Source organism: Cytobacillus depressus, assembly GCF_008923245.1.
Classification (GTDB): Bacteria; Bacillota; Bacilli; order Bacillales; family Cytobacillaceae; genus Cytobacillus; species Cytobacillus depressus.
In genome coordinates this window covers 1-14,110 of sequence record NZ_WBOS01000017.1, presented here as the reverse complement: position 1 = coordinate 14,110, position 14,110 = coordinate 1, and the positions used below count along the sequence as shown (strand labels likewise).

At 36.8% G+C, this 14,110-nt stretch carries 12 protein-coding genes and 2 pseudogenes; 11 read left to right on the top strand and 3 right to left on the bottom strand.

Going from position 1 to position 14,110, the window contains the following annotated elements; genetic code table 11:
* Window positions 1-113 precede the first annotated feature (113 nt).
* The gene (locus F7731_RS21400; RefSeq protein ID WP_151536839.1) at window positions 114-671 is read left to right on the top strand and encodes a cysteine hydrolase family protein; all 558 of its coding nucleotides are present in this window, start codon (window positions 114-116) and stop codon (window positions 669-671) included.
* 490 nt (window positions 672-1,161) lie between these two features.
* On the opposite strand, the gene F7731_RS21395 is transcribed toward F7731_RS21400, so the two are convergent.
* Window positions 1,162-2,292, bottom strand: a complete 1,131-nt coding sequence (locus F7731_RS21395; RefSeq protein ID WP_246197376.1) for an MGDG synthase family glycosyltransferase — start codon at window positions 2,290-2,292, stop codon at window positions 1,162-1,164.
* Between the two features lie 191 nt (window positions 2,293-2,483).
* Here F7731_RS21395 and F7731_RS21390 point away from each other — a divergent pair, with 191 nt between their 5' ends.
* The 4 genes and pseudogenes from F7731_RS21390 to F7731_RS26955 all read left to right on the top strand — a co-directional run.
* On the top strand, window positions 2,484-3,821 hold the full coding sequence (locus F7731_RS21390) for a UDP-glucose dehydrogenase family protein (protein ID WP_151536838.1): 1,338 nt from the start codon (window positions 2,484-2,486) through the stop codon (window positions 3,819-3,821).
* A 39-nt stretch (window positions 3,822-3,860) separates the two neighbouring features.
* Window positions 3,861-4,391, top strand: coding sequence for a phosphatase PAP2 family protein (locus tag F7731_RS21385; RefSeq protein ID WP_151536837.1), 531 nt, complete (start codon window positions 3,861-3,863; stop codon window positions 4,389-4,391).
* Between the two features lie 378 nt (window positions 4,392-4,769).
* Entirely contained in the window at window positions 4,770-5,411 is a 642-nt protein-coding gene (locus tag F7731_RS27360; protein WP_425482035.1) for a glycosyltransferase, read from the top strand.
* A gap of 99 nt (window positions 5,412-5,510) precedes the next feature.
* A pseudogene (locus F7731_RS26955) lies at window positions 5,511-5,724 on the top strand (MFS transporter); the annotation flags it as partial.
* Between the two features lie 275 nt (window positions 5,725-5,999).
* Here the strand turns inward: F7731_RS26955 and F7731_RS21370 are convergent.
* On the bottom strand, window positions 6,000-7,274 hold the full coding sequence (locus F7731_RS21370) for an MFS transporter (protein ID WP_151536836.1): 1,275 nt from the start codon (window positions 7,272-7,274) through the stop codon (window positions 6,000-6,002).
* A 145-nt stretch (window positions 7,275-7,419) separates the two neighbouring features.
* Between F7731_RS21370 and F7731_RS21365 the strand changes: the two genes are divergently transcribed.
* Window positions 7,420-8,334 carry a LysR family transcriptional regulator gene (locus F7731_RS21365; RefSeq protein ID WP_246197374.1) on the top strand — a complete coding sequence of 305 codons (915 nt, stop codon included), beginning with the start codon at window positions 7,420-7,422 and terminating at the stop codon, window positions 8,332-8,334.
* A 96-nt stretch (window positions 8,335-8,430) separates the two neighbouring features.
* Here the strand turns inward: F7731_RS21365 and pdxR are convergent, their stop codons facing one another.
* Window positions 8,431-9,879 carry a MocR-like pyridoxine biosynthesis transcription factor PdxR gene (gene pdxR, locus F7731_RS21360; protein ID WP_151536834.1) on the bottom strand — a complete coding sequence of 483 codons (1,449 nt, stop codon included), beginning with the start codon at window positions 9,877-9,879 and terminating at the stop codon, window positions 8,431-8,433.
* 137 nt (window positions 9,880-10,016) lie between these two features.
* Between pdxR and F7731_RS21355 the strand changes: the two genes are divergently transcribed.
* The 5 genes and pseudogenes from F7731_RS21355 (at window position 10,017) to F7731_RS21335 (ending at window position 13,924) form a co-directional block, all read left to right on the top strand.
* A complete protein-coding gene (locus tag F7731_RS21355) occupies window positions 10,017-10,628 on the top strand; it encodes a LysE/ArgO family amino acid transporter (protein ID WP_151536833.1) in 612 nt (203 codons plus the stop codon).
* 290 nt (window positions 10,629-10,918) lie between these two features.
* The gene (locus F7731_RS21350) at window positions 10,919-11,497 is read left to right on the top strand and encodes a LysE family translocator (protein WP_151536832.1); all 579 of its coding nucleotides are present in this window, start codon (window positions 10,919-10,921) and stop codon (window positions 11,495-11,497) included.
* A 26-nt stretch (window positions 11,498-11,523) separates the two neighbouring features.
* Window positions 11,524-12,301, top strand: a pseudogene (locus F7731_RS21345) (helix-turn-helix domain-containing protein).
* A 159-nt stretch (window positions 12,302-12,460) separates the two neighbouring features.
* Window positions 12,461-13,444 (top strand): MBL fold metallo-hydrolase, encoded by a 984-nt coding sequence (locus F7731_RS21340; protein ID WP_151536831.1) that lies wholly within the window; start codon window positions 12,461-12,463, stop codon window positions 13,442-13,444.
* Between the two features lie 102 nt (window positions 13,445-13,546).
* Window positions 13,547-13,924 (top strand): hotdog domain-containing protein, encoded by a 378-nt coding sequence (locus F7731_RS21335; RefSeq protein ID WP_151536830.1) that lies wholly within the window; start codon window positions 13,547-13,549, stop codon window positions 13,922-13,924.
* Window positions 13,925-14,110: the final 186 nt, after the last annotated feature.

Sequence of the window (14,110 nt, the reverse complement as noted above, 5' to 3'; positions counted from 1 at the left end):
GTACAGGCTTAAATGCAGTGATCTGCACCTTTTTCAAAAGAAGGTGATTTTTTATTGATTAGCGAATATTATAAATACGATTCAACCTTTATTTAGGGGAGGAAGCAATAAAGATGGATAAAATGGCATTAATACTTGTTGACATTCAAAATGATTATTTTCCAGGCGGTAAAATGACTCTCCATGAAACAGAGAAAGCCGCGAAAAATGCACGAGTAATCTTAGATTATTTTCGTGAAAACAATTTACCGCTTTTTCACATTCAACATATTTTCGAGGATAACCAAGCACCATTTTTTACGGCGGGCACAGAAGGAGTGCATATTCACCAAAGTGTTGCACCGTTGGAAAACGAAACGGTGATTGTAAAGCATTTCCCGAACAGTTTTCTACATACATCTTTAGAAGCTGAATTAAAAAGCATAGGTATTGAACATGTGATTATCGTTGGTATGATGAGCCATATGTGCATCGATGCAACAAGTCGTGCAGCGGTTGACCTTGGGTTCAAGTGTACGGTCATTGAAGATGCATGTACATGCCCTGATATCACCTTTAACAATCAAACTATTGATGCAAAAAATGTCCATTACGCCTTCATGGGAGCGCTTGGAAGCTTATACGCAACGATCAAGACAACTGATGATTTTCTTGTTAAAGCGACCAATTAAATTTCATTTTTGTTTACACCAAAAGTTGTACTTATCATAATTGATGAAGTGTAAAGGAAATCTTCCGCAATAGGGCGCTTCCATGAAGTAACGGAAAAGCCCAATTACGGGGACTTGGGTATTGTTTTCAAGCTGGTGAAATTGAAAAAATAAGCTGAGGACAAAGTAAGAGGCCAAAGCTTTAATAAATGAAAGCCATCTGTATTTTACTGAAAAGAAATTCAATCGCTTGGCCAAAATGGATCTGATGCAGTTTAGCGTCATCTATTATGAAAATGAATACTTGTTCGAGGCGAATCTAATCAGATGTCGTCTTTTTTTCTTTGAATAAAACCTTAGCCCCCTTCCACAAAAAGTGAAAAGGGGATTTTATGGATATATGTGTTCATAATTTTTAAAACCTCTCGTACTTTGTTTCCTCCGATTAATCATTAGTAAGGAATGCTAAACAAAGAGTATAGTGTTCATACACCAGAATCGCTTTTCTTCATTAAACGAGTTTAATAGCAGGCTGTTTCATCTCATTTATAGCATGGTCGATTATAACAGAGGCCGAATCGCGCTTGTAAATATATTTTTGAGCAGACTTCATCCTGTTTGAAATTTCTTCGTTTTGCAGAATGGTTTGAACATGGTTAACGACTTCAAGAGTAGTGTGAGATATGAAAGCAGCCCCATTCTCTGCAAAAAATGCAGCATTCTCTAATTCTTGTCCGGGAATTGGACTATGCAAGATTAAAGGAACTTGCATTGCTGCCGCCTCCGTTAAGGTAATCCCACCTGGCTTGGTAATTAAACAATGGCTTATCGCAAATAATTCATGAATGTCTTCTATATATCCTAATAAACGAAATGATTCCGGAAATAAAAATGCAATAGGCATTAAGCTACTAAAAAGTGAATCGTTCTTCCCGCAAATAACAACAATTTGGTAAGTACGAAAGTGAATGAGCAGCTCGCATAATTCTTTCACGTTTTTTAAAACGCCAAAAGCTCCAGCAAGGATAGTAATAACTTTCCTTTGAGGGCATAAATGAAATTTTTCATAGATTACTTGCTTATCAGCTGGAGTTTCAAATTGTGAACGTATTGGAATGCCGCTAACAGTAATACGTTTCTCACTAACTTGGTGGCTCAATAGACAGCTTTTCACAGCTTCCGTACTAACGAAATAATGGTGGATAAATGGGTTCATCCAATAGGGATGCAAACAATAATCGGTAACAACAGTATAAGTTGGAATCGACATTCTTGATTTTTTTTTAAGTGATGAAGCAGCATGAAGCGGAAACGTCAATAGGATAAAGCTTGGTTGGTGCATAAAAACTAGCTCTAACAGTCTTTTACGTCCGAAATAACTAGAAAATTGGACAAGACCATTTGAATTTAATTTATTTGTACCGTAATAAAACCATTTATAGAAGGAGGAATGGGTCGAAAAGCTTTTCATTAATAATGATTGTGTAAAGGTAGAAATGGCTGGATAGGACTCACCGAATAAATCAGAGACGATCGGTTCGATATTTCTTTCCCTTAAATTATTTGCAAGTACACTAGTAGCTTGAACATGTCCGCTGCCATATTTAGCGGTAAGAATCAAAGCTGTTGGCCGTTTCATCATGGAAAACCTCCTTCGTTTCCTTTAGTTTATCAAGTGAATTTTTAGGCAATATGAAGGAACAACTTAGGATTGTTAATTTTTCGAAAATAATCGTTAGAATCTTTTTACAATTAATTAACACTACATCAAGATTGAATTTATATTCCTCTTATAAAATGAACATAAAGATATTTACTACGAGGAGGGATTGTGTGAAAATTTCGGTTGCTGGAACAGGATATGTTGGGTTAGTGACAGGTGTTTGTTTAGCAGAAATGGGTTTCGAAGTTACATGCATCGATATTCAAGAAAAGAGAATAAAAATGTTGCAAACTGGGTGCGCCCCCTTCTACGAGCCAGAGCTTGAACCGCTTTTACACAAAAATCTTTCTAACGGCCGTCTCTCTTTTACAACCAATCCTAAAAAAGCTTATTCTAATGCGGACATCATATTTATTGCTGTCGGAACACCAGAGAACAAGGATGGAACAGTTAATGTGGATTTTATCTTTAACGTTGCTCTTGAAATAGCCCTCCATGCGAAAAAAGACGTTATTATTTGTACGAAAAGCACGGTTCCAATTGGTACGAATGATCGAATGAACATGTTAATTCAGCGAAAGAAACCTCCAAAAATTAGAATGGATGTCGCTTCAACACCTGAATTCCTTCGTAAAGGCACAGCCATCCATGATTTTTTTTACGGGGACAGGATTGTCATTGGGGCGAATACAAATGAAGCAGCTTTGCTTATTGAACAAGTATTTTCTCCGCTTCAAATCCCCATCATCCGAACGGATATAAGAAGTGCAGAAATGATTAAATATGCAGCCAATGCTTTTTTAGCGACAAAAATTAGTTTTATGAATGAAATTGCTGCTATTTGTGAAAAGGTTGGGGCCAATGTGGAAACAGTAGCTTACGGAATGGAGAAAGATAAGCGTATTGGTCATTCATTTCTGCAAGAAGGTATTGGCTATGGGGGTTCTTGTTTGCCTAAAGATGCCAATGCACTTGTACAAATAGCGGATGAAATGGAAAACCCATTTGAATTGCTTAAGGCTGTTATTCAAGTAAATAATCGTCAACGTTTACTCCCAGTTATGAAAGCGAAAGAATTGGTCGGCTCATTAGTTGGAAAAAGAGTTGCTCTTTTAGGTCTTGCATTTAAACCAGGTATAGATGATATTCACGAAGCCGCCTCCTTAACAATCATAAATGCTTTGTTTCATGAAGGGGCCAATGTGATTGGCTATGATCCAATTGCAGTCCGAAACGTAGAAAAGCTTGTCGGAGATGCAATTGAGTATACAACCGATTTAATCAGTGCTTTGTTTAATGCAGAAGTAGCCATTATCGTAACGGATTGGGATGAAATTAAGCAGTTTCCTTTAGAATTATTCGAAATTTATATGAAGGAAGCTGTCATTATCGACGGACGAAACTGCTATTCTCTTGAAAAAATTCAAAACTACGACATTACCTACGTATCTATTGGTAGACCAAGCGTAAAAAAGGATACTTTATTAAATGCAGCTATGATCCATTAATGTCAATGATAGCAAATGGATGAGAGAGGACATCAAAGAATGAAGCGTATAGATGAATTATATGAGTTTGAATGTCGCCTAGTTCATAAAATTAATCGTCACTTTAATAAAAGAATTTTAAATCTATTCTTTCGATATGGAACACATTTGGGAGGGGCTACGCTTTTAATATCTAGCCTTTTTTTACTTCTCATCTTATTAAATGGACAATATAGAATGACGGTCATTTCATGTATGCTTTCTTTAACGATCAGCCACATTCCCGTGCACTTCGTTAAAAAAATGTATCCGCGAAAAAGGCCGTATCTCGCATTGGAACATGTTCAGTATCCAAGTAATCCTTTAAAGGACTATTCATTTCCTTCTGGACATACGACAGCGATATTATCAGTTATCACTCCTTTTATTCTTATGGATAGTAGTTTAGCTTTCATCCTGCTTCCTACTGGTTTTTTTGTCGGATTATCAAGAATTTATCTTGGCTTACATTATCCATCTGATGTCATGGCAGGGGGAATGCTCGGAATCATATGTGGCTGGATTAGCTACTATTTAATATGGACATTTTGAAGGAGGAGCAATGAAAATTGCCTTTTTTACAGATACCTTTTATTTAATGGGGTAGCACGAACCTTATTGAGGTTTACTGAATATTTAACTCGAGAACATATTTCATTCAAGGTTTTTGCACCAAGCACTGTATCTAGTGAATATGTGACGCCTCCGTTTAATATAGAGATTTTGGGAGCCTATTTTGCAAAGAAGTTTCACATTCCATAAGTAGGCTCTTATCATACTGATTTCGATGATTACTTACAATACTATGATTTACAATATCTCGCAAAATATCTTTGATAATATATGAATTGGTTTCATCGTCCGTTACAAAAAATCTTTGTCCCGTCATCTGAATCAATAGACAAATTGAAGAGAAAGGGGTTTACGAATATGGAAATGTGGTCAAGAGGGGTAGATTGTGAACTATTTCATCCTTTCTATGATAAGCTAGTTGTTCGGAAAAAATATCAAATTCGCAAAAAATATATTCTCATTTATGTTGGGAGACTAGCACCTGAGAAGGATGTTCACACACTCCTAGAAATAGCCAAAGCCTTGCCTTCTCACATCAATGAAAATTTACAATGGTTAATTGTTGGTGATGGTCCAAGCAGGGATCAGCTTCAGAACGAGGCACTAGAAAATATGAAGTTTACTGGATTTCTTCAAGGAAAAGAATTAGCTGAAATCTATGCAGCTGCTGACCTTTTTGTCTTTCCCTCTCCAACTGAAACATTTGACAATGTTGTGCTCGAATCATTAGCAAGTGGTACACCTGTTATCGGTGCAAATTCAGGAGGTGTCAAATGTATGATTCAGGAAGGGATCACTGGCCGTTTATGCCCACCAGGAAATATTCCTCAATTTACCCAAGCCATCGTTGAATTACTGTATAATCATTCATTAAGAAGTCAGATGGGGGCTGAAGGAAGAAAGTATGCACTCACACAAAGATGGGATACAATTTTTGAACAATTGCTGCAGTCCTACTCCTCTGTGATTGACAAAGAAAACAAACAGAAATATGCTTAGCCACACAGTGAATTACCAGAACATGAAAAAGATTGCTGCACACTTAGCCAAGCTATGATTAGTGTGCAGCAATCTTTTTTAATGGACAAATGTTACAGCTCCCTCATTTTACTTGGATTGGGCTGGAACTTCGGTTTGATTAGTGGCACCGCCTAAATCATTGATTCTACAGAGCCGCAAGCACGCACAAAAACTCAAGGAACACTTGATGTCTGTAATGCTTTAGCTTGAGCTTCTGGGGGGAGCTCTGTCAGGAATGATCGTAGGGAGTACAAGTTATACGATACTATCTTTAAGTGGAGGACTTTTATGATTAGTTCTTATTCCAGTTGTTATTTGGTAACGTAGGAATAAAAGTAATGAAGTTTTAAAATAAGTTAAGAGAAGAAAAAGGAGTTACATATGAAATACGAATGGAGAAAACACGAAAAACCATTGTATTTGCCAAAAGCCAAACCAGAGTAATCACCGTTCCAAAACAAAAGTTTTTGATGATCAATGGTCAGGGGAACCCGAAATAGATTTCGTCTCTTTTTTTCTATGCAATGAGAGTACAGGAAATACATTCGTTTCGTATTCTTAGCATTTCTATATATTCATTATTCCTTCTTTAGTTAATTGACTTGAATGTTGTTTTTTAATAATAATGACAAATAAGCTTGCTAATAAACAGAAAACTCCTGCCATGAAGAATGCCCAAGTGTAGGTATTAAAAAATTTATAGATTAGCCCCCCTCCATAAGCAGCTGTTGCTGCACCTGCCTGATGGAAGGCAAATATCCAACCATAAACGATTGCACTTTTATTAATGCCGAAGATTTGTCTTGAGATACTAATCGTTGGAGGAACAGTGGCAATCCAATCTAATCCATAAAACACAGTAAAGATAATTAGCATAGTAATGGAACCTTCATTTAATGCATAAGGAAGAAGTACAAGAGAACCCCCTCTTAAACTGTAGTACCAAAATAACAGCCATCGATTATCGAAACGATCTGACAGCCAACCAGATAGAGTTGTTCCTACTAGATTAAAAATGCCCATAAACGAAAGAAACGAAGCTGCTGTAACTAAAGGTATTCCAAAACTTATACAGTAAGAAACAAAATGCGTACCAATTAAACCGCTCGTTGAAAGCCCGCAAATAAAGAAACTGCCGGCTAATAACCAAAATTCCTTCACCTTCACAGCTTCGAATAAACCTTTGAAGGCTATAACAATAGGATTTTCCTTTTGTCCTTCTTGGCTCTTTCGTACTTCTTGTTCGAGTCCATAGGGGAGAGTTCCAACTTCCTTTGGTGAGTTTTTCATAAATAGAAAAATGATGATAAGCATAATGCAACTAAGGATCATAATTAATCCAATCGCTGGGCGCCACGAATAATTTACTATGATGGCCGCTAAGACAGGAAGGAGAATTAACTGACCTGTCGCTGTACTTGCTGTTAATATTCCTACGGCAAGCCCTCTTCTTTTCTCAAACCAATGATTCGCCACATATGGACTTAATACGGTTAAAAAAAGACTTGCTCCTAGCCCAATAATAAAGCCCCAAATGATGATTAGCTGCCAAGATTGATTCATAATGAAGGTTAGCAGGATACCTGTCAGCAAAGTTGCCATAGAAATGATCATCATTTTCTTTAAGCCAATTACATTAAGTAATGCTGCCATAAATGGACCTGAGAGACCAAATAAAAACATACTAGTGCCAAAAGCAAGAGCAATAACAGATCGATCCCAGCCAAATTCCTTTTCGAAAGAATCTATGAAAACCCCTGATGATGATATGACAATTCCGGCTACAATAATGGAAAAAAATGTGATGGCAAGGATAAACCAGCTATAGTGTATACGTTTCAAAACTCAACCCCCTCCGTTGTCTAATATTCTCTTGTTTTTTCTTAATATTAACTCGCAAATAATTATTAGTAAAATTGAAGTTTGTGAAGTTATCCATTGATTTTTCTGATACTATAGAAGTAAGAGTAAAAAAGTGGGTGAAATGATGGAAATACGCCATTTTGTTACGTTTAAAAAGGTTATTGAAACGGGCAGCTTCACACAAGCGGCAGAACATTTAGGTTACACTCAATCCACAGTGACTTCTCATATTCAGGCGCTCGAAGAACATTTAGGCGGACCTCTGTTTGACCGGATGGGTCGAAAGGTTAGGTTGACTGATATCGGCAAGAAGTTATTGCCCTATACGCAAGAGATTTTAGATACCTACGGAAAAATCGAAAGCATTACTAGTGATGGAGAGAATATTAGGGGGGAGTTAAAGATTGCGGCTCCGGAATCTTTAACGGTATACCGCCTAGAACCAATATTAAGAGAATATAGAAAGAAGTTTCCTCATGTAAGCATCAATTTAAGTAACGCCACATGCGGAGATAATAAGAGAGCAATATTTAATGGTAGTGCAGATATTGCATTTGTGATGTTGCCACAGTTGCAGGATTCAGATTTAATCGTCCATTCGTTGATGGACGAACCAATTGTCCTTGTTGGAGGCCCTGACTGTTCGCTGAATATATTAGATAAGAGCTACGAAAATCAAAAGATTAGCGAATGTTTGATTGTAAAGAACGAGAAAGAATGCAGTTATCGAACGATGTTTGAAGAATTCCTTGGAGAACGGGGAATTGTACCTTCCCATACGATGGAGCCTTGGAGTATAGAAGCGATGAAACGTTGTGTAATGAGTGGGCTTGGTATTGCTTATTTACCTTTAATGACAGTAAACGATGAAATAAAAGAAGGAAAGTTAAAAATAATTCCCTGCGTTGGTGGCTTTAAACCGATTTTCTCCCAACTCGTTTATCACAAAAACAAGTGGGTTTCCCCAGCTTTATCCATGTTTATCGACATTACTTTGAAACATGCAAAAAACTGGTCATGTGAGAAGACTACTTGTTGAGTGAGCATGATATACCCCCATTAGGTAGATAGAAAAAAATCTGTTTACCTAAAGGGGAGCTTTTATAATAAACGGTGTTTCGTGACTGTAATCCTATTAGATTAGTCTTCTTATTATCATTGATAAGCGGCGTAGACCGTCTTCTAACTCTGAAAGAGAAGCAAAGGAATAGGAGATGCGTAGATGTTGATCAGCCTGATGATCATAGACATTTCCCGGATTGAGTAAAATGCCTTCTGCCAGTGCTGTTTCAAATAGTTCTCTTATCGAAATGGACGTTAATAAACGTAACCAAATATAAAATCCACCATTTGGTTTTTCCCATGTTGCGATATCAGAAAAATACTTATTTAATATATTCAAGGTAAAATCTCTACGTATTTTCAGTTGATTTCTTATTTCATTAAGATGTTGTTCATACAGCCCACTGGCAAACCATTCTACTGCTGCCCATTGTGATAAAGAACTTGAACCATAATCAGTTTGCATTTTTATATCTGCCAAGTGCTCAATAACCGGCTCTGGACCAACTACCCAGCCAATTCTAAAGCCGGGACTTAACGTTTTAGATAAGCTGCCCAAATATAGGACAAGTCCATTTTTGTCGGAAGCTTTAAGAGGATTTGGCGGTTTCTCATCAAACCATAATTCCCGGTAAACATCATCCTCAATGATTGGTAATTGTTCTTGTTGGCATACGTTTAACAAATGATTACGCCTTTCAACAGTCATTAAAGTTCCCGTTGGATTCTGAAATGAAGGAATCGTATAAAGTAAAGCAGCTTTATTTGGCTTTTTATTTCGTGGAATATCATTCACCTTAATCCCTTCTTTATCCAATGGGATACCCACCAAGCGCATACCTGCTGACTGGAAAACATGAAGGGAATACAGGTATGATGGTTTTTCCGTTAATACAGTCGAACCCCTATGTAATAAACCAACGCTAATAAGGTGTAATGCTTGCAGGGAGCCTGAAACAATTAGAATGGAAGATGGCGAAGCCTCAATGCCAATGGTTTTTAAATAGTTACTTATTTCCTTCCTTAATGGCAGCAACCCTTTTGGTTCTTCATAACCATAAGAAATATCTTTCATAGCCATCTTTTCAAAAATTTGTTTCATTGACCTGCCAGCCAAGAGATCAGGTGATAATTCGCCGGTTCCTAAACGGATCATGTTAGGACTGAATTCAGCTTGATTAATCTCTTGAATGGTCGGAAGATTAGGTTTATGAATGCTGGAACTAACATATGAACTCCAATCCGGAGGAGATGCTGTAGCCAAAAGATTCCATGTATTATTAATCACCTTCGTGCCACTGCCGCTTTTTCCTTCAATCAGTCCTTCAGCCGTTAATTCATCATAAGCAGTAACGATTGTGCTCCTATTTACTTCCAAAACCTTTGCTAATGTGCGTTGAGGGGGAAGTTTATAGCCGATCGTCCATTCACCATTCGATATTTTTTCTTTCACAAAATCAGTAATTTGCTTATGCAATGGTACAGGTGAGGACTTATTAGGCTTCCAATTAACTGAAAACATAAACGGTGCTCCTTTTTAATCATTCTCTATACAATTATATTACTTGGTTGGTTTTGAATCCATCCAAATGGTTGGAGACATAGTAAAAGAAACTAACTAAAATAAGACTAGTTAATAAAAGAAAAGGAGAACTTCGGATGTTAGAGCCAATGATTCATGGATTTATTCTTGCACTAGGACTTATTCTGCCTCTCGGTGTTCAAAATGTTTTTGTGTTTAACCAAGGGGCCCTTCAACCACGTTTTATTCAAGCATTACCAGTCGTGATTACAGCCTCATTTTGTGATGCATTTTTAATCACGGTGTCAGTATTAGGTGTTTCATTACTGATCTTAAGTTCATTTTGGATTAAAACGATTCTTTTAGGGGCAGGCTTTATCTTTTTAATTTATATGGGATGGACAACATGGAATAGTAAACCGGGCAATGAAAGAGAAGAGATACTGAAGAAATTTCCATTAAAAAAACAAGTATTGTTTGCAGCATCTGTTTCCTTACTTAACCCACATGCAATTATGGACACGGTGGGTGTAATTGGTTCAAGCTCGTTAAAATACCAGGGAGAAGAAAAAATAGTATTTGCAGTTTCCTGTATTTTGGTTTCGTGCCTCTGGTTTTTAGGGCTTGCTTTAGTTGGACGAATCACTGGGAAACTCGATAAATCAGGAAACTTTATGTTGGTATTAAATAAAATATCAGCTTTAGTCATGTGGGGAGCCGCGGTTTACCTTGGGTTATCTCTATTTTAGGCTTTGAGAAAATAGGTTGCATGCTAGACGAAGAAGTGAATGTAAAAAGTAATTCCAACAATTAGCTATGTAAGACTAATCATTCTTTCGCTTATTCGACATATGTCCCATTAATGGAGTAGCATGATAAACTTTTTATTAATCATAAAAAAGTAAAAATGTTATTCCATTAATGGAGTGTCTATGAGTTCATTTTTACTAGCTTTATATCATTCTGCAATAATATACTATAAGTCTTTTCAATTTAAGATGTATGATAACTTGAGAATAACTTGAATGGAGTTTTCCTCATGAACATGACATCTTTTTTAATTTACTGTTTTATTGTTACTTTTACACCGGGACCTACTAATATCGTCATATTATCGACAGTGCATCATTTTGGGGCAAAAAAGGCAATGGAATATACGTATGGAGCAACGATTGCTTTTGGTTTATTACTTGGAATTTCTGCTATGTTGAATACGGTGCTTATAACGGTCATACCAAAAATTTTAATGGGTATGCAAATGATCGGAACCATCTATATGTTATATCTCGCCTATCAAATTTACAAAATGGATACATCAGAAACACCAACAGAAAACAAAACGGGTACCTTTCTATCAGGCTTCCTTATGCAGTTTTTAAATCCAAAAGTAGTACTATTTACAATGACTGTTATTCCTAGTTTTATTTTTCCCTATTATTCTGATACGCCTGCTGTAACAATAGGTGTGATCGTCATTACGATCATTGGATTTTTAGCATTTATTACATGGGTTCTTTTCGGTGCAATCTTCAAGCAGTTTTTACAGAAGCATAAAAAGATTGTTAATGTCACAATGGCATTATGTTTAGTTTATGCTACAATCATGATCTGGATGTAGGGGTAGCGTTTTAAGAGGTGAATTAGGTGGATAAATTTATCTATAAAAAAGCGGCAGGTATTACTGCTTTGTCTGCAAGTATGACTGATTTTACGTATAAAAAGCATGCTCACCAGGAGTATGCCATAGGGGTAACATTGCGTGGCATTCAACATTATCACTTGGACGGCAGTTTGCAATTATCTTATCCAAATGGTGTGATGCTTTTTAATCCTGAACAGGCACATGACCCGAAGGGCTCATGATGAGACAGGCCTTGATTATGTGATGCTGTATATCGAGCCAACATTGCTTTTAGAGGTTTTAGAGAAAAAGAATATCGTACGATTTTCAGCCCCTATTGTGTATGATTATCGACTTGAGCAAAGAATCTTAAGCCTTTCCCATGCAATATTAAGTGAAAAAGATGAGGCATTGTGCAGTGAATTACTCTTATCCCTTACAGATAGCTTGATTCAAACAGATTTTTCGACAGACGATAAGAAAGATCACGCTCTAATTAGAAAGGCAAAAGAAATGCTTCATGCCAACTTTGACAATGTACTTAAACTTGACGAGATATGTAAAGAGCTTCATCTATCAAAATTTCAGTTGATCCGATTTTTCAAGGCTCATACGGGTATTACACCCTATCAATACTTTCTTAACTGTAGGATAGAACGAGCAAAGCAGGTAATAGAGAAAAATAGAGATATTTATGCAGCAGTAGTCCAATGTGGTTTTGTTGATTTGACCCATTTAAATAAACATTTTAAAAGTGTATATGGAACGACAGCGTATGAATATTTGTCGCATTTAAGTTGAGTTTTTCAGACTAGCTTGACATGAAGGGAACAGCAGGGGATGCTGCTGGAAGGAACTATTGTCAAGCTTAGTTTATTATTTGGATCATTCGGATAATTATGTAAAATGGAATTATCCAGACGAGATTTCCTAATCATTGAATGTAAGGGGGAAGAGCTTATGGGCAAACCTAGTATTATTTTCTTTGAAAGGACATTTCCAAGTGCCAATATGATCCTTATTAAGGACCAGATTCCGATCCTGATTGATACTGGCTTTGGGAGTGATGCAGGAGAAACGGAACAATTAATTAGAGATGCAGGCGTTTTACCAGAAGAATTACACCTTATTGTAAATACGCACTATCATAGTGACCATGTAGGGGGCAATTTTCATCTGCAAAATAAATATGGTACTACGATTGCTGCTCATAAATGGGATGCCGATTTAATTAATTTTTGTGATCCTGAAGCCTGTAGTGCAGAATGGCTAGATCAGCCTGTAGAATCTTATCGAGTCGGTACAAAGCTTTCAGATAACGATGAGATTCAGACAGGGAGCAGAACCTTGAAAGTCTTGCACACACCGGGACATACGTTGGGGCATATTTCTTTATATGAACCTGAAGAAGAAATATTAATTTGCGGGGATCTTTTTCACAAAAATGATATCGGATGGTTGAATATCTTTCGAGAGGGTGTTGCATCTATTCAACGATCGATAGAAAGTTTGGATCAATTGTCTAAGCTTCGGATTCAGCTGGCGTATTCAGGACATGGGCCTCAAATGGAAAATCCTAAAACTTGCATTGATTCAGCGAGGAATCGGTTTGATAAGTGGCTCAAAAGCCCAGAAAAGGTTTCATGGCATGCCTGCAAGAGGATTTTCGCCTTCACATTAATCATGAAAAACGGAATGACTAATGAAGAAATTAGTCCCTATCTGCTACAATGTGGATGGTTCCAAGATTTTGCACGCTACTCTTTCCAGCTTCAGCCAGAAGAATTTATTCCAATCCTGCTTGATGAAATGATTCGTTCCGGAGCAGCAAGCTGGCATAATCATCATTTAATCGCCACCGCACCATACCGAGTACCACAAAAGAAATGGATGAACAAGAACATAAAGCCGAGAGATTGGAAACCTCAAGATTTTCTCGCATAACTAGATAAGTAGAGGAAAGACGTCTGAATTACTCTTTTGAATTATCATAATATTACAACCGTTGTTAATCATACATTTTAAAACTTTCAGGAGGTGATCGATATGTCATTAAAGGCAGGAGATATTCTTACGTTTGAACGGAATTTTACAGGAAGGGATGTCGAATTATTTACAGAGGTTTCACGTGATGAAGGGAATCATCATATCACCCCGGATGAACAGGGAAGACTTGTCATTCAAGGATTATTAACCGCAACACTGCCAACAAAAGTAGGCGGGGATCATAATGTACTGGCTCGTACAATGAATTTTGAGTTTTTAAGACCTGTATTTACGGGAGACACAATCAATTGTGAAGTTACAATCGAACAATATGAAAGGCAGGAAAACAATCGAACTTCGATTGCAACATCCTTTTCATGTAAAAATCAGCATAAAAAAGAAGTACTTAAAGGGAATTTTTCAGGGGTAATCCTTTAAATTATTTCTCCTTTATCAATTATGGGGTGCTTAGTGGAGTAATGAAAAAAGCCCAATTTCTTAAGATGAACTGCACCCCAATTATTAGACACAAAATCTAATAATTGGGGTGTATTTTTATGTCTAAATTTACTTTAGAAGAAATAAATGAAGCTGTTGAACATTATTTTAATGGTAAAGAAACTG